Consider the following 16,234-nt stretch of genomic DNA (forward strand, 5'->3'; position numbering starts at 1 on the left):
TCTTCTGCCTTGCATCCCTTCGGGCATCATGACGCGATGGCTCTTTTCGTCGACACCCACTGCCACCTCGACGCGCCCGAATTCGGTGCGCAGATGCCCGAGATCCGCGCCCGCGCGGCCGAGCGGGGCGTCGCGCTGTGCGTGATCCCGGCCGTGGCCGCCTTCAATTTCGCGACCGTGCGTGAGCTGGCAGAGCGCCAGGGCGACGCCTATGCGCTGGGCATCCATCCGCTGTGCACGGGCGAGGCCAGGGAAGAGGACCTGGCCCTGCTCGACGCCGAGCTGGGCGCGCGGCGCGGCGACCCGCGGCTGGTGGCGGTCGGCGAGATCGGGCTCGACTACTTCGTCGAGCACCTGGACGACGACAAGCAACAGCACTTCTTTCACACACAGTTGCAATTGGCGCGCAAGCACGACCTGCCGGTGCTGATCCATGTGCGGCGCTCGGTCGACAAGGTACTCAAGCATCTGCGGCAGACCGCCGGCGGGAAGCCGTGGCGCGGCATCGCGCATGCCTTCAACGGCAGCGAACAGCAGGCGCAAGCCTGCATCGCGCTCGGGCTCAAGCTGGGCTTCGGCGGCGCCGTGACCTTCGAGCGCGCGCTGCAACTGCGCCGGCTCGCGGCCACCTTGCCGATCGAGGCGCTGGTGATGGAGACCGACGCGCCCGACATCCAGCCGCACTGGCTCTACCGCACGCAGGCGCAGCGCGACGCGGGCGAGCCGCAGGGCCGCAACGAGCCCGGCGAGCTGCCGCGCATCGCCGACGTGGTGGCTCGATTGCGCGGCATCGGCGTGGATGAACTGGCCGAAAAAACCACGCGCAATGCCATCGAGGCGATGCCGAAGCTCCAAAGTCTTCCGGGCCTGTCGGAGGGGTCCTTACCCGGGCCGTAGGCCAATGCCTTGACTTGGGGCCAAGTGCTTTCCGGGCCTGCATTTGCTGTCATCCTTGAACCGTGGAGCTTCGTTGGACAGGGGTGGCGACCTTCGTCACCGATGTCGAACGACAACGGCTCCCAGCATTTCATCCAAGAAAAGGAGTTCATCCATGAAAGCAACTTTCGCTCGCACCCTCCCCGTCGTGCTCGCACTGGCCTTCGGTGCCGTGGGCATCTCCGCCGTGGCACAGACCACCGCGCCCGCAACCGCCGAACCCACGACCACCGAAAAGGTGAAGGAAGCCGGCAAGGACGCCTACGACGCGACCAAGAACACCACCAAGAAGGCCGTGAACGCGACCGAGCGTGGGGCAGAGAAGGCCTGGGACGCGACCAAGCGCACCACCAAGAAGGCCGCCAACGCGACCGAGTCGGGCGCCGAGAAGACCTGGGACGCGACCAAGAAGACCACCAAGAAGGCCACCAACGCCACCAAGAAGGCCGCCACCAAGACCGGTGAAGTGGTCGAGAACGCCGGCCACAAGACGGCCGACGGCATGCGCAGCACGGGTCACGCCATCGGCGAGAAGATCCCGGGCACGGCCGAGAACGAAGCCGCCAAGAAGTAAGCAGACGGCACGCGCCGCGCCCTCGGGCCGGCACGGTCGATATGGAAACCCGCTGCGGCGGGTTTTTCTTTTGGGGCGCGCCACGACCGTCCCGGCCGATCGCTTGCGGCCAGAATGCGCATCCATGCCCAGATCCAGACCCCCCGCAAGCCCGGCCCCGACCGAGCGCGAAGCCACCCCCGGGCCGTTGCTCACAGGACTTGCGCCGATCGTCTCGCCCGCCACCGTGCTGCTGATCCTCGGCAGCTTCCCGGGCGCGAGATCGCTCGAGCTGCAGCAGTACTATGCGCATCCCCAAAACCAGTTCTGGAAAATCTTGCAAGCCTTGTGGCCCCACGACCCTCTCCCCACGGGAGTAGATAGCTATCGAAAGCGTAGTGATTGGCTGATCGAGCACGGCCTCGGCGTGTGGGACGTCTATGCGGCCTGCGAGCGCGAGGGCAGCCTCGATTCGGCGATCCGCGCTGCCGTGCCCAACGACATCGCGGCGCTGCGGCTGCCGAAGCTGGCGGCCGTGGCCCACAACGGCGGCGAGAGCTTCAAGCACGCCCGGCACACCCGAACCCTGGGCGTGCCGGTCCATCAACTGCCTTCCACCAGCCCGGCCAATGCGTCGTGGAGCTTCGAGCGCAAGCTCGCCGCATGGCGCGAGGTGTTCTCTGTCCACGGACTGGTCTGACCCGATGGCCGCACGCAAGCAATCCACTTCCCGCCTTCCGGCCGAACTGCCCGAGGTCAACTTCTCCGACTGGGGCGACATCCGCTACCTGCACCTGGGCACCGAATGGGTCCAGGGCTCGATGAAGCTGGACGCGCCCTACGAGATCGAGCTCGAGTACGTGCAGCGCATGATGGCCTGGCTGCTGTTCGTCGACGGCACCGGCATCGGCAACCGCCATGCGATGCAGCTCGGCCTGGGCGCGGCCACGCTCACCAAGTTCTGCCGCAAGACCTTGCGCATGCGCACCACCGCGGTCGAGCTCAACCCGCAGGTGGTGTCGGCCTGCCGCGGCTGGTTCAAGCTGCCGCCCGACGACGCCAAGCTGCGCGTGGTCATCGCCGACGCGGCCGAGGAGATCCGCCGGCCCGAATGGCAGGGCACGGTCGATGCGCTGCAGGTCGATCTCTACGACCACGAGGCCGCGGCGCCGGTGCTCGACAGCGAGGACTTCTATGCCGACTGCCGCGCGCTGCTCACCGAGGACGGCGCGATGACGGTCAACCTCTTCGGCCGCTCGTCGAGCTACGAGCGCAGCCTCGAGAAGATCCAGGCCGCCTTCGGCGCCGACGCGGTCTGGGCCTTCAAGCCGACGCGCGAGGGCAACACGGTGGTGCTCGCGCAGCGCCAGCCCAGCCGGCCCAAGCGCGAGGCGCTTGCCGAGCGTGCCCAAACCATCCAGACTCGCTGGGGCCTGCCCGCGCCCAAGTGGCTGCGGGTCTTCAAGCCGGTCCTTTCCATCTGAATCCATGAGCGCCGTTCCCGCTTCCGCCGCACCGGCCACCCGCCCCGAAGGGCCGCTCGAGCTGCGTCGCCTGATCGAATGGCTGGCCGCCGACGGCGTGATCTCGCCGATGGAAGCCAAGCGCACCATCGCGCGCTGCGCCCAGGCCGAGAGCCGCCAGCATCCGCTGGTGCGGCTGGCCAATGTCGCGATGACGCGCGAGAGCGACAGCAAGCCGCTCGACCTCGAGACGCTCGCGCAGTGGCTCGCGGGTCGCGCGGGCCTGTCCTATCTGCGCATCGATCCGCTCAAGGTCGACGTGGGCAAGGTGGCCGACACCATGAGCGCGGCCTATGCCGAGCGCCACAAGGTGCTGCCGGTGCAGGTGCTGCCCAACGAGGTGGTGGTGGCCACGGCCGAGCCCTTCCTCACCGACTGGATCTCCGAGGTCGAGCGCCAGTCGCGGCGCACGGTGCGGCGCGTGGTCGCGAACCCGGCCGAGATCCAGCGCTACACGGCCGAGTTCTTCGCGCTCGCGAAATCGGTGCGCGCGGCGCAGAAGGCCGGCGGCAACACCGGCGGCGCGAGCTTCGAACAGCTGGTCGAACTCGGCAAGAGCAACAGGCAGCTCGACGCCAACGACCAGAGCGTGGTGCAGGTGGTCGACTGGCTGTGGCAGTACGCCTTCGACCAGCGCGCGAGCGACATCCACCTCGAGCCGCGGCGCGACCAGGGCGTGATCCGCTTTCGCATCGACGGCGTGCTGCACCCGGCCTACCAGATGCCGATGGGCGTGATGAACGCGATGGTCGCGCGCATCAAGCTGCTGGGCCGCATGGACGTGGTCGAGAAGCGCCGCCCGCTCGACGGCCGCATCAAGACCCGCAACATGCGCGGCGAAGAGATCGAGATGCGGCTGTCGACCCTGCCCACGGCCTTCGGCGAGAAGATGGTGATGCGGATCTTCGACCCCGACACCGCGGTCAAGGACCTCGACGCACTGGGCTTCGCGCAGCACGATGCGCAGCGCTGGGAGCAGCTCGTCACGCGGCCCAACGGCATCATCCTCGTGACCGGCCCGACCGGCTCGGGCAAGACCACCACGCTGTACTCCACGCTCAAGCGCGTGGCGACCGAGGAGGTCAACGTCAGCACGGTGGAAGACCCGATCGAGATGATCGAGCCCTCGTTCAATCAGACGCAGGTGCAACCGCAACTCGATTTCGGTTTCACCGAGGGCCTGCGCGCGCTGATGCGCCAGGACCCGGACATCATCATGGTGGGAGAGATCCGCGACCTCGCCACCGCCGAGATGGCGGTGCAGGCCGCGCTGACCGGCCACCTCGTGTTCAGCACCCTGCACACCAACGACGCGCCCAGCGCCATCACGCGGCTGATGGAGCTCGGCGTGCCTTCGTATCTCATCAATGCGGTGATGCTGGGCGTGCTCGCGCAGCGGCTGGTGCGCACGCTGTGCCCGCACTGCAAGCAGCCCGACGACGGCATCACGCGCGAGAAGCTCGAGGCCATCGTCAAGCCGTGGCAGATCACGGGCTCGGTGCGCGCCTACAAGCCGGTGGGCTGCGTCGACTGCCGCATGACCGGCTACATGGGCCGCATGGGCCTGTACGAACTGCTGAGCATCAGCGAGACCTTCCGCGCCGAGGTCACGAAGGAGCCCAACCTCGCCGCGCTGCGCCGCCAGGCCGTGGTCGACGGCATGCGGCCATTGCGCCTCGCGGGCGCATTGCGCGTGGCCGAGGGCCTGACCACGATCGAGGAAGTGCTGAGCGCGAGCCCGCCGCTCGACGCTTGATGTGTCCCGGCGCAGCCTCGCGCCGAACACGAACTACCTACATTCGAGGCGCCCCGTGCACCGGGGTTATCCCTAAGTTCTCGATAGGTGGAACCCACATGAGGCTGACTTCCACCTGACTCCACAATCCCGCATCGAAATTTGTTCGAGGAGACTGTTCGTGAAAATCAAGAGTCAGAAAGACTTTTTCTCGGGCCTGATGTTCACCGTGGTCGGGGTCGCCTTCGCTTGGGGCGCCACCAACTACAGCGTGGGCACAGGCGCTCGCATGGGCCCCGGGTACTTCCCGCTGGTGCTCGGCATCCTGATGGCGGTGATCGGCCTGGGCATCATGTTCAGCGGCCTGACCGTCGAAACCACCGACGGCGAGAAGATCGGCAAGTGGGCCTGGAAGCAGGTGGTGCTGATTCTCGGCGCCAACCTGATGTTCGGCATCCTGCTCGGCGGCCTGCCGAGCATCGGCCTGCCGGCCATGGGGATGATCATCGCGATCTATGCGCTGGTGATCATCGCGAGTCTCGCGGGCCACGAGTTCAAGCTGCCCAGCGTGCTGATCCTGGCCACCGTGCTGGCCGTCGGCAGCTACGTGGCATTCATCTGGGCGCTCAAGCTCCAGATCCAGGTCTGGCCGACCTTCATCGGCTGAGGACGCAAGCACCATGGAACTCTTTCAAAATCTCTCGACCGGCTTCGGCGTCGCGTTCACCTTCACGAACCTGCTGTACTGCCTGGTCGGCTGTATCCTGGGCACGCTGATCGGCGTGCTGCCCGGCATCGGCCCCGTCGCGACCATCGCGATGCTGCTGCCCGCGACCTACGCGCTGCCCCCGGTGTCGGCCCTGATCATGCTGGCCGGCATCTACTACGGCGCGCAGTACGGCGGCTCCACCACCGCGATTCTCGTGAACCTGCCAGGGGAGTCATCCTCGGTGGTGACAGTGATCGACGGCTACCAGATGGCGCGCAAGGGCCGGGCGGGGCCGGCGCTTGCCGCGGCGGGCCTGGGCTCGTTCTTCGCGGGCTGCGTGGGCACGCTGATCCTGGCCGCCTTCGCGCCGCCGCTGACCGAGCTGGCCTTCAAGTTCGGCCCGGCCGAGTACTTCTCGCTGATGATCCTGGGCCTGATCGGCGCCGTGGTGCTGGCTTCGGGCTCGCTGCTCAAGGCCATCGCGATGATCGTGCTGGGCCTGCTGCTGGGCCTGGTGGGCACCGACGTGAACTCGGGCGTGGCGCGCTTCAGCTTCGACATCCCCGAACTGACCGACGGCATCGGCTTCGTGGCCATCGCCATGGGCGTGTTCGGCTACGGCGAAATCATCGCGAACCTCTCGCGTCCCGACGAAGAGCGCGAAGTGTTCACCGCCAAGGTGAAGGGCCTGTTCCCGACCAAGGAAGACTTCAAGCGCATGGTGCCCGCGGTGCTGCGCGGCACGGCCCTGGGCTCGGCCCTGGGCATCCTGCCCGGCGGCGGTGCGCTGCTGGCGGCCTTCGCGGCCTATGCGCTCGAGAAGAAGATCAAGATGCGTCCGGGCGAAGTGCCCTTCGGCAAGGGCAACATCCGCGGCGTGGCCTCGCCCGAGTCGGCCAACAACGCCGGCGCGCAGACCTCCTTCATTCCGCTCTTGACGCTGGGCATCCCGCCCAACGCCGTGATGGCGCTGATGGTGGGCGCGATGACGATCCACAACATCCAGCCCGGCCCGCAGGTGATGACCAGCAACCCCGAGCTGTTCTGGGGCCTGATCGCCTCGATGTGGATCGGCAACGCGATGCTGATCATCCTGAACCTGCCGCTGATCGGCATGTGGATCAAGCTCTTGACGGTGCCCTACAAGTTCCTGTTCCCGGCGATCGTGCTGTTCTGCGCCATCGGCGTGTACTCGACCAACAACAACACCTTCGACGTCTGGATGGTCGCGATCTTCGGCTTCGTGGGCTACCTGTTCCTCAAGCTGCGCACCGAGCCGGCCCCGCTGCTTTTGGGCTTCATCCTCGGCCCGATGATGGAAGAGAACCTGCGGCGCGCGCTGCTGCTGTCGCGCGGCGCCTGGAGCGTGTTCGTCACGCGGCCGCTGTCGGCGGGCCTGCTGGTGGCCGCGGCGCTGCTGCTGGGCATCGTGCTGCTGCCGGCCGTGAAATCGAAGCGCGAGGAAGCCTTCGTCGAGGATTGAGCGCCACCGCGCCGTTCGACTGAGCAAAGGCCCCGGTGTTCGCCCCGGGGCCTTTTCTATTTGAGGAAGGCGTCGTACGCGGTCTTGAGGATCAGCGCGCTCACCACGACCATGAACACGATCCGCACGAAGCCCGCGCCGTGCCTGAGCGCCACGCGCGTGCCGATCAGGCTGCCGGCCACGTTGGCGACCGCCATCGCCAGCCCGTAATGCCACCAGACATGGCCCTTGAGCGCGAGCAGCAGCAGCGCCGCGCCGTTGGTGAGCACGTTGATGACCTTGGCCGAGGCCGAGGCGTTGAGGAAGTCGTAGCCCATCCAGCGCACGAACAGGAACACCAGGAAGCTGCCCGTGCCGGGGCCGAAGAAGCCGTCGTAGACGCCGATGCCCAGGCCGATGCTGCAGGCCGCGAGCGTCTCGGCGCGGCCGGTGAAGCGCGGCGCGTGGTGACGCCCCATGTCCTTGCGCGCGAGCGTGTAGAGCAGCACCGCCAGCAGGATGGCCGGCAGCGCGCGGCGCAGGAAGTCGCCCGGGAACTGGGTGACGCCCCAGGCGCCGGCCAGCGCGCCGCAGAAACCGGCCAGCGCGGCCGGCCACAGCGCGCCCCAGCGCATCTGCACACGCTGGCTGAACTGCGCCGCCGAAGCGGCCGTGCCCCAGATCGACGCGCTCTTGTTGGTGCCCAGCAACGTGGCCGGCGGTGCCCCGGGGAAGGCGGCGAACAGCGCCGGCACCAGGATCAGTCCACCACCGCCCACGATCGCATCCACGAACCCCGCGAGCAGCGAGGCCGCGGTCATCAGCCACATTTCCATGGCTGCGATTGTCGCACTGGAATCACTATCAAAAGAGTAGCAACCAATGGCGACGCAGCCGACTCTCCGGCTGCTTTTCAAGGCAAGAAATCGGGGCGCCGATGCGAAAGCGACAGGCAAAAAAAAGCGCCGACCAGCGGCGCTTCTGAATTTTTCAACCCGGCTCTCGGATGTAGCCTTTTGGATGATTGTTCTTGTCGATCGGGAATTTGTCTCCTCGGCCCTCGGCAGCACGAGCAGGGCCCGTTCGCGAGTGGCTGGACTTTAGGGGGTGCACCGCCGCAGTGCATTGGGAATTACCCGCTTTGCCTTACTTTCGCGCACGGCGTAGCAAACCAAAGTGTTTCACGCAGTTAACGATGTGGCACGACTTGTGCACAGAGCCCGGGACCACCACTCCAAGAAGAGACCGCCCCCATGGCCCTGGTACCGCAAGCCTCCATCAGCGCCGCGGACACCGCGTGGATGATGACCTCCACGGTGCTGGTGCTGCTGATGACGCTGCCGGGCATCGCGCTCTTCTATGCCGGCATGGTGCGGCGCAAGAACGTGCTCGCCACCATGGCCTGCGTGGTCGCCATCGCCGCGGTGGTGTCGCTGACCTGGTTCGCGCTCGGCTACTCGCTGGCCTTCACGCCCGGCTGGCCCTGGCTCGGCGGCACCGGGCGCTTCTGGTTCGCGGGCTTCGACTACCTGAAGGACGCCGGCACGCTGGCCGTGAGCCACGTGGCGCCCAACGTGCCCGAAACGGTCTACGCGATGTTCCAGCTGAGCTTCGCGATCATCACCACCGCGCTGGTGCTCGGCGCCTTCGTCGAGCGCATGCGCTTCTCGGCGGTGCTGTGGTTCGCGCTGCTGTGGAGCGTGCTGGTCTACGCACCGATCGCGCACTGGGTCTGGGAGCCCGGCGGCTGGCTCACGCAGATGGGCGCGCTCGACTTCGCGGGCGGCTCGGTGGTGCACGTCAATGCGGGCGTGGCGGGACTGGTCTGCGCCTATGCGCTGGGCCCGCGCCGCGGCTACGGCCGCGAGCCCTTCGAGCCCTACAACCTGGCCTTCACCATGGCCGGCGCCAGCCTGCTGTGGGTGGGCTGGTTCGGCTTCAATGCGGGCTCGGCGGTGGCGGCCGACGGGCGCGCGGGCCTCGCGATGCTGGTCACGCACGTGGCGGCCGCCGCGGGCGCGGCGAGCTGGATGATCGCCGAGTGGACGGTGCGCCGCAGCCCCTCGCTGCTGGGCCTGTGCTCGGGCCTGGTCGCGGGGCTGGTGGCGATCACGCCGGCCGCGGGCTTCGTCACGCCGCCCTCGGCGCTGGCCATCGGCGCCATCGCCGGCCTGGCCTGCTACTGGGGCGCCACCGGCCTCAAGCGCCTGCTGGGCGCGGACGATTCGCTCGACGTGTTCGGCGTGCACGGCATCGGCGGCATCGTGGGCGCGCTGCTCACGGGCGTGTTCGCCGACAAGGCCATCTCTGGCGCCAGCGGCAACGTGCTGACGCAGGCGATCGCGGTCGGCGGCGTGGCGGTCTACAGCGCGGCCGGCACCGCGATCGTGCTGTTCCTGGTGCGCGTGCTGGTGGGGCTGCGCGTCGATCCCGACAGCGAGGTGCAGGGGCTCGACCTGGCCCAGCACCGCGAACACATCGGAGGCTGAACCGCGATGGATGGCCACGTCATGTCCGAGAGCGAGCGCATCGCGCTCGCGGCGCGCCTGCACGTGGCCCTGCGCCGCAAGCACGGCCGCGTGACCGACACCGAGTGGATGGCCGTCAATGCCGAGTACGCCACCGAGATGGTGCGCTTCGCGCGCGCGCATGCGGCCGAGACCCACGACGACGAGCTCGCGGCCATCGCGCTGCGGCTCGAGCAGGCGATGGAGCCGCTGGCGCGCGCCGCGCGGCTCGAGGCCGCGGCGCGGCTGCCCGATGGCAGCGGGCGGCAGCCGCCGCCAAAGTACATCGGCGGCCTGCGTTAGACCGTCTTCGCGAGCGCCGTGTCGCGGATCGCCTGCAGCGTGGTCGACGGCGTGATCGCCTCCGGATCGAGCACGCAGTGCAGGATCGCGGGCTTGCCGCTGGCCCGCGCGCGCGCCAGCGCGGGGCCGAACTCGGCGGTGCTCGTCACGCGCTCGCCGTGGCCGCCGAACACCTCGGCATAGCCGCGGAAGTCGGGGTTCTTCAGCTGCGTGGCGCTGACGCGGCCCGGGTAGTGGCGCTCCTGGTGCATGCGGATGGTGCCGTACATGGCGTTGTCGAGCAGCACCACGAGGATCGGCAGCCCGTACTGCACCGCGGTCGCGAACTCCTGGCCGTGCATCAGGAAGTCGCCGTCGCCCGCGAACACCACCACCTCGCGCTGCGGCCAGAGCCGCTTCGCGCCGACGCCGGCCGGCAGGCCGTAGCCCATCGAGCCGCTGGTGGGCGCGAGCTGGCTCGCGAAGGCGCGGAACGGCCAGAAGCGGTGCACCCAGGTCGCGAAGTTGCCCGCGCCGTTGCAGAAGATGGTGTCGTGCGGCAGCACCTCGCGCAGGTGCTGCATCACCTCGCCCATCTGCAGCGGACCCGGCACGCGGATCGGCGCCGGATCGCTCCAGCGCAGGAACTCCTCGCGCGCCTCGGCAGTGCGCGACTTCCAGGCCGGCGCCCGCGCCGGCTTCAGCCCGGCCACCGCCTCGGCGAAGGCACGCGGCGTGGCATGGATGCCCAGCGCGGGCCGGTAGAGCTTGCCGAGTTCGTCGGCATCGGCATGCACGTGCACCAGCGCCTGCGCGGGCTGCGGAATGGCCAGCAGCTCGTAGCCCTGCGACGGCACCTCCGACAGCCGGCCGCCGACCAGCAGCACCAGGTCGGCCTCGCGGAGGCGCTGCAGCATGCGCGGATTGGCGCCCAGCCCCAGGTCGCCCGCGTAGCAGGGATGCTCGGCCGACAGCAGCATCTGGCGCCGGAACGAGCAGTACACGGGCAGCGAGTGGGCCTCGGCGAACTGCGCGAACTGCCGCGCGGCCTCGGCCGACCAGCGGCTGCCGCCGAGCACCACCACCGGCCGCTCGGCCTGCGCGAGGCGCTGCTGGAGCTCGGCGATCTGCGCCGCGCCCGGATGGGTCTCGGTCACGGCATAGGGCAGCGCGTCGGCCACCGCGGCGGCCTCGGTCAGCATGTCCTCGGGCAGCGCGATCACCACCGGACCGGGCCGGCCCGAGGTCGCCACGTGGAAGGCGCGCGACACCAGCTCGGGCACGCGCGCGGGGTCGTCGATCTGCACCACCCACTTGGCCATGGTGCCGAACACCGCACCGTAGTCGAGCTCCTGGAAGGCCTCGCGCCCCAGTGCCTCGCGCGCCACCTGGCCCACGAACAGCAGCAGCGGCGTCGAGTCCTGGTGCGCGATGTGCACGCCGGCCGAGGCATTGGTCGCGCCCGGTCCGCGCGTGACGAAGCAGACGCCGGGCCGGCCGGTGAGCTTGCCCTGGGCCTCGGCCATCATGGTGGCGCCGCCTTCCTGGCGGCAGACGGTGACGGCGATCGAGGCGTCATGCAGCGCATCGAGCACCGCGAGGAAGCTTTCGCCGGGAACGCAGAACAGCTGCTCGACGCCGTGCAGGACGAGCTGGTCGACCAGGAGCTGGCCGCCGGTGCGGGAGGTGGGGGTCACGAGAGGGCTCCGATGCGAGGGAGAAGAAGAAGGAAGGACGGATTCATTCGAGCGCCGCGCAGGCCGCCGCGATGCGCGCGCAGGCCTCCTCGAGCTGCGCCATCGAGGTCGCGTACGAGATGCGGAAATAGGGCGCGAGCCCGAACACGCTGCCCGGCACCACCGCCACCTCGAAGTCCTCGAGCAGGTAGCGGCAGAAGTCCGCGTCGCTGGCCAGCAGCGCGCCATGGCGCGTGCGCCGGCCCAGCAGGCCCTGGCAGCGCGCGAAGGTATAGAACGCGCCCTCGGGCCGCGGGCAGTGCAGGCCGTCGATGCGGTTCAGCGCGGCCACCACGAAGTCGCGCCGGCGCTGGAAGTCGTCGCGCCGCTCGGCCACGATCTGCTGCGGCCCGGTCAGCGCCTCGATCGCCGCGGCCTGGCTCACCGACGAGGGGCACGAGGTGGTCTGGCTCTGCACCACGGCCATCGCCGCGATCAGCGCGCGCGGCCCGGCGCCGTAGCCCACGCGCCAGCCGGTCATCGCATAGGCCTTCGACACGCCGTTGATCGTCAAGGTGCGCTCGCGCAACCGCGGCTCCACCGCCGCCGGCGTGGCGAAGGCCAAGCCGTCGTAGAGGATGTGCTCGTAGATGTCGTCGGCCAGCACCCACACACGCGGATGCCGCAGCAGCACCTCGCACAGCGGCTTCAATTGATCGGCGCCGTAGGCCGCGCCGCTCGGGTTCGAGGGCGAGTTCAGGAACAACCAGCGCGTGCGCGGCGTGATCGCCGCCTCGAGCTGCGCGGCCTCGAGCCGGAAGCCCTGCGCGTCGCCGCAGGGCACGCCGACCGGCACGCCGCCGCAGATGCGCACGATGTCGGCGTACGAGGTCCAGTAGGGCGCGGGCAGGATCACCTCGTCGCCCGGATCCAGGCTCGCCATCAGCGCGTTGAAGATCACCTGCTTGGCGCCCGCGCTCACGCTGATCTCGTCGAGGCCGAAGTCCAGCGCGTTGTCGCGCCTGAACTTGAGCTGCACCGCCGCCTTCATCGCCGGGCTGCCGTCGAGCACCGTGTAGCGCGTGTCGCCGCGCCCGATGGCGCGCACCGCGGCCTCGCGCACGTTGTCGGGCGTGTCGAAGTCGGGCTCGCCCGCGCCCAGCACGATCACCGGGCGGCCCGCGCGTTTGAGCGCATTGGCATGGTCGGTGATGCGCAGGATCTCCGACACGCCGAGCGCGCGCACGCGCTGCGCCGGCACGAAGTCCGAGGAAGAAGAGACGGCGGCAGCGGGACTCACTTGGCGTAGCTCTCCAGCGGCTTGTCGTTGGGCTCGAGCACCAGCTGCTTGAGCATCGCGCTCATCGGCAGGTTCAGGCTGGTGTTTTTCGGCGGGATCGGCGCCACGAACCACTTGGTGTAGAGGCGCTCGAGCTCGCCGCTCTTCATGAGGCGGCGCAGCGCGCCGTCGACCGCGGCCTTGAAGGCCGGGTCGTCCTTGCGGAACAGCAGCGCGATCGGCTCCGAGCCCAGCGGCTCGCCGACGATGCGGTAGGCCGTCGGGTTCTTCGAGTTCGCGATGATCCCGGCCAGCAGGTTGTCGTCGAGCACGAAGGCATCGGCACGGCCGGACTCCATCAGCAGGAAGCTCTCGAGGTGGTCCTTGCCGAGCATGGTGTTGATGCTCACGTTGTTGCTGCGCTCGCGCTTGCGCAGCAGCTGCACCGCCGTCGTACCGGTGGAGGCCGACACGGTGCGGCCCGCGAGCTGGTCGAGCGTGGTGATGCCCGAGTCGACGCGCGTGGCCATGCGCACCTCGCTCACGTAGGTGGTGAGCGCGAAGGCCACCTGCTGCTGGCGCGCGAGGTTGTTGGTGGTGGGGCCGCAGCCGATGTCGAGCGTGCCGTTCTGCACCAGCGGGATGGTGTTCTGCGCCGTGACCGCCATGTACTCGAGCTTCGCGGCCGGCACGATGTCTTTGAGCACGCGCTCGCACAGCTCCACGTGGTAACCCACGTACTTCTCGCCCGCGCCCAGCATGTAGGCCATGGGCGGCGAGGCCTCGCGCACGCCCAGCACCGCCTTGCCGCTGGCGGCGATCTTCTCGAGCGTGCCCGCGGGCGCCGGTTGCTGCGCGCCGGCCGTGGCGGCCAGGGCCAGCAGCAGCGTGGCGGCCGCGGCCTTGAGCGGGTGCAGGGATGGAATGAAGTTCATGTCGTCGTCTCCTCGTCGTTGTGGTGGATGGTCAGGCAAGCGCGCAGGCATCCGCTCCGCGGCGACGCTCATGCGCCGCCGCGGCCGGTATGCCGTCAGAAAATCAGTCGCCGATGTCGAAGGTCACGCCTTGCGCCAGGGGCAGTGCCGTCGAGTAGTTGATGGTGTTCGTCGCGCGGCGCATGTAGGCCTTCCAGCTGTCGGAGCCGGCCTCGCGGCCGCCGCCGGTTTCCTTCTCGCCGCCGAAGGCACCGCCGATCTCGGCGCCGCTCGGGCCGATGTTGACGTTGGCGATGCCGCAGTCGGAACCGGCGCACGAGAGGAAGCGCTCGGCCTCGCGCATGTCGAGCGTGAAGATCGACGACGACAGGCCCGCGCCCACCGCGTTGTGCTGCTCGATCGCCTCGTCGAGCGAGGCATAGCGCAGCACGTAGAGGATCGGCGCGAAGGTCTCGCGCAGCACCGCGCCGGCATGCGCCTTCAGTTCGACCAGCGCCGGGCGCGCGTAGTAGGCCTCGGCACCGCCGATGCCCTCGACGCGGCCGCCGCCATGCACGATCGCGCCTGCATCGCGGCTCTCATCGAGCGCCTTCTGCATGCCCTCGAAGGCCGCGCGGTCGATCAGCGGACCGACCAGCGTGCCGGCCTCGCGCGGATCGCCGACCTTCACGCCGCCATACACCTTGACGAGGCGCGGCACCAGCTTGTCGTACACGCTCTCGTGCACGAACAGCCGGCGCAGCGTGGTGCAGCGCTGGCCCGCCGTGCCCATGGCCGCGAAGGCGATCGCGCGCAGGGTGAGGTCGAGGTCGGCCGAAGGCGTGACGATGGCCGCGTTGTTGCCGCCGAGTTCGAGGATGGCGCGCGCGAAACGGGCCGCGAGCTTGGGACCGACCTGGCGGCCCATCGCGGTGGAGCCGGTGGCCGACAGCACCGCCACGCGGTGGTCGTCGACCAGCAGCTCGCCGATGTCGCGCTGGCCCAGCAGCAGGCCGAGCAGGCCCTCGGGTGCGTCGGCGCCGAAGCGCTCGATGGCGCGCGCGGCGATCGCATGCACCGCGAGCGCGGTCAGCGGCGTCTTCTCCGACGGCTTCCACACCACCGGGTCGCCGCACACCAGCGCCAGCGCCGCGTTCCACGACCACACCGCGACCGGGAAGTTGAAGGCCGAGATCACGCCGCACACGCCCAGTGGATGCCAGGTTTCCATCATCCGGTGCTCGGCGCGCTCGGTGGCCAGCGTGAGACCGTAGAGCTGGCGCGAGAGCCCGACCGCGAAGTCGCAGATGTCGATCATTTCCTGCACCTCGCCCGCGCCCTCGGACGGGACCTTGCCGGCCTCGAGCGTGACCAGCCGGCCGAGGTCGCGCTTGGCCGCGCGCAGTTCCTCGCCGAGCAGCCGCACCAGTTCGCCGCGCCGCGGCGCCGGCACCGCGCGCCAGGCCTTGAAGGCCGCATGCGCGCGCGCGATGGTCTCGGTGGCCGCGGCCGGCGTGGTCTGCGCGACCTGCGCGATCACCTCGCCCGTGAGCGGCGAGCGCACCGTCAGCTCGCCGCCGACGTGGGACTCGCGCGGCACGCCCAGGCGCTGGAGCAGTTGTTCGACTTCGGAGGGCAGGGAGGTTTGGGATTCGGACATGGGCGCTGCGCGGGAGGCGCGAAAGAAAGGGAAGAGGGAAGCGAAGGGGTCGGCGAACCGCGCCAATATCTGCGAACCGGCAGACCTTGGCTAGTGAAAATATGGAAGGACCTGATGCGTTTGGCGAAGGAAGTGGGGCGGCCCGGCGCCGGGCCACGTTTCTTATTCTTCGTGAATGCCTCGGCCGCTAAGCTGGCGGCCCCGTGATTCCCGCCTTCACTCGTTTCCATGTCCTGCCGCCCTTCGAGGGCGAGCGAATGGCCAGTGCACACAGTTCCCCGTACCCGGTGACATGCGGTGAACTGGTCCGGCGCTTTGCCTCTGGCGCCGAGCGTTGCGCCATCCTCGATGGACTGCTGCGATACCGCAGCGAATTGCGAGGCCTGGGGTTCGCGCACGGTTTCCAGTGGCTCGATGGCAGCTTCGTCGAGGACGTGGAAGCGCTGGAGAAGCGCCCGCCGCGCGACATCGACGTGGTCACCTTCGCCTATCCACCGCCGGGCCTGAGCCAGGAACAAACACGCAACCTGCTGCGCCAGCGTCCGGACCTCTTCGATCAGGCCCGGTGCAAGCAGGATTTCCGCTGCGACGTGAACATCGTCAACCTCTCGACGGCGCCGGAGTGGCTGGTGACGCAGACGCGATACTGGTACGGTCTGTTCTCGCACCGTCGCGCGGACGCGCTGTGGAAGGGCATGCTGCAATTGCCCCTGGATTCCGACGACGAACTCGCCCGCACGGCTCTGGCCACGCTTCAAGGAGATACCGATGCCCGCTCCGCTTGACCTGCAGTTCCTGCGTGCCGATCTCGCGCAGGCGCGCCAGATGCTGCGCGATGGCCGCGCGTATGGCGATGCAATGGCCGAACACCAGTATGCGCAGCGCGTGGCGCAGCTCGAACGGAAGCTGGCCGAGTCGTCCCGCACGCCATCCACTGCGCAGGGCAACGCGTCGAAGCGCGGCCCTTCGAAGACCGCGCTGAAGTGCTAGGGCGCGCA

General features: G+C 69.0%; 16 protein-coding genes. 11 read left to right on the forward strand and 5 right to left on the reverse strand.

The window, feature by feature from the left end; genetic code table 11:
- Positions 1 to 36 precede the first annotated feature (36 nt).
- The 7 genes from KV106_RS10550 (at position 37) to KV106_RS10580 (ending at position 6,939) form a co-directional block, all read left to right on the forward strand.
- On the forward strand, positions 37 to 897 hold the full coding sequence (locus tag KV106_RS10550; protein ID WP_261210042.1) for a TatD family hydrolase: 861 nt from the start codon (positions 37 to 39) through the stop codon (positions 895 to 897).
- 154 nt (positions 898 to 1,051) lie between these two features.
- On the forward strand, positions 1,052 to 1,510 hold the full coding sequence (locus KV106_RS10555) for a hypothetical protein (protein ID WP_057593751.1): 459 nt from the start codon (positions 1,052 to 1,054) through the stop codon (positions 1,508 to 1,510).
- 124 nt (positions 1,511 to 1,634) lie between these two features.
- Positions 1,635 to 2,189, forward strand: a complete 555-nt coding sequence (locus KV106_RS10560) for a DNA-deoxyinosine glycosylase (RefSeq protein ID WP_057593752.1) — start codon at positions 1,635 to 1,637, stop codon at positions 2,187 to 2,189.
- Positions 2,190 to 2,193: 4 nt separating this feature from the next.
- Positions 2,194 to 2,973 carry a class I SAM-dependent methyltransferase gene (locus KV106_RS10565; RefSeq protein WP_057593753.1) on the forward strand — a complete coding sequence of 260 codons (780 nt, stop codon included), beginning with the start codon at positions 2,194 to 2,196 and terminating at the stop codon, positions 2,971 to 2,973.
- A gap of 4 nt (positions 2,974 to 2,977) precedes the next feature.
- Entirely contained in the window at positions 2,978 to 4,768 is a 1,791-nt protein-coding gene (gene tfpB, locus KV106_RS10570; protein ID WP_261210050.1) for a type IV pilus assembly ATPase TfpB, read from the forward strand.
- Between the two features lie 160 nt (positions 4,769 to 4,928).
- Entirely contained in the window at positions 4,929 to 5,414 is a 486-nt protein-coding gene (locus KV106_RS10575) for a tripartite tricarboxylate transporter TctB family protein (RefSeq protein ID WP_057593755.1), read from the forward strand.
- A gap of 13 nt (positions 5,415 to 5,427) precedes the next feature.
- Positions 5,428 to 6,939: a tripartite tricarboxylate transporter permease gene (locus KV106_RS10580; RefSeq protein ID WP_261210054.1), complete on the forward strand. Its 1,512-nt coding sequence runs from the start codon at positions 5,428 to 5,430 to the stop codon at positions 6,937 to 6,939.
- Between the two features lie 56 nt (positions 6,940 to 6,995).
- On the opposite strand, the gene KV106_RS10585 is transcribed toward KV106_RS10580, so the two are convergent.
- Positions 6,996 to 7,754, reverse strand: coding sequence for a sulfite exporter TauE/SafE family protein (locus KV106_RS10585; protein WP_057597258.1), 759 nt, complete (start codon positions 7,752 to 7,754; stop codon positions 6,996 to 6,998).
- Between the two features lie 417 nt (positions 7,755 to 8,171).
- Between KV106_RS10585 and KV106_RS10590 the strand changes: the two genes are divergently transcribed.
- On the forward strand, positions 8,172 to 9,407 hold the full coding sequence (locus KV106_RS10590; RefSeq protein WP_261210057.1) for an ammonium transporter: 1,236 nt from the start codon (positions 8,172 to 8,174) through the stop codon (positions 9,405 to 9,407).
- A 6-nt stretch (positions 9,408 to 9,413) separates the two neighbouring features.
- Positions 9,414 to 9,728 (forward strand): hypothetical protein, encoded by a 315-nt coding sequence (locus KV106_RS10595; protein ID WP_203203224.1) that lies wholly within the window; start codon positions 9,414 to 9,416, stop codon positions 9,726 to 9,728.
- Here KV106_RS10595 and KV106_RS10600 read toward each other — a convergent pair.
- The 4 genes from KV106_RS10600 to amaB all read right to left on the reverse strand — a co-directional run bounded on the left by KV106_RS10600 (position 9,725) and on the right by amaB (position 15,236).
- The gene (locus KV106_RS10600; RefSeq protein WP_261210062.1) at positions 9,725 to 11,404 is read right to left on the reverse strand and encodes a thiamine pyrophosphate-binding protein; all 1,680 of its coding nucleotides are present in this window, start codon (positions 11,402 to 11,404) and stop codon (positions 9,725 to 9,727) included. The genes KV106_RS10595 and KV106_RS10600 overlap by 4 nt on opposite strands.
- A gap of 43 nt (positions 11,405 to 11,447) precedes the next feature.
- Entirely contained in the window at positions 11,448 to 12,683 is a 1,236-nt protein-coding gene (locus tag KV106_RS10605) for a pyridoxal phosphate-dependent aminotransferase (protein ID WP_261210064.1), read from the reverse strand.
- The gene (locus tag KV106_RS10610) at positions 12,680 to 13,597 is read right to left on the reverse strand and encodes an amino acid ABC transporter substrate-binding protein (RefSeq protein WP_057597263.1); all 918 of its coding nucleotides are present in this window, start codon (positions 13,595 to 13,597) and stop codon (positions 12,680 to 12,682) included. Before KV106_RS10610 ends, KV106_RS10605 begins: the two co-directional genes overlap by 4 nt.
- Before the next feature lie 103 nt (positions 13,598 to 13,700).
- On the reverse strand, positions 13,701 to 15,236 hold the full coding sequence (amaB, locus tag KV106_RS10615; protein ID WP_261210069.1) for an L-piperidine-6-carboxylate dehydrogenase: 1,536 nt from the start codon (positions 15,234 to 15,236) through the stop codon (positions 13,701 to 13,703).
- 203 nt (positions 15,237 to 15,439) lie between these two features.
- Between amaB and KV106_RS10620 the strand changes: the two genes are divergently transcribed.
- Entirely contained in the window at positions 15,440 to 16,021 is a 582-nt protein-coding gene (locus KV106_RS10620) for a DUF6932 family protein (RefSeq protein ID WP_261210071.1), read from the forward strand.
- A complete protein-coding gene (locus tag KV106_RS10625; RefSeq protein ID WP_261210073.1) occupies positions 16,005 to 16,226 on the forward strand; it encodes a hypothetical protein in 222 nt (73 codons plus the stop codon). The genes KV106_RS10620 and KV106_RS10625 overlap by 17 nt, the downstream gene beginning before the upstream one ends.
- The last annotated feature ends 8 nt before the right edge of the window (positions 16,227 to 16,234 follow it).

The sequence above is a fragment of the Variovorax endophyticus genome, assembly GCF_025376855.1.
Classification (GTDB): Bacteria; Pseudomonadota; Gammaproteobacteria; order Burkholderiales; family Burkholderiaceae_C; genus Variovorax.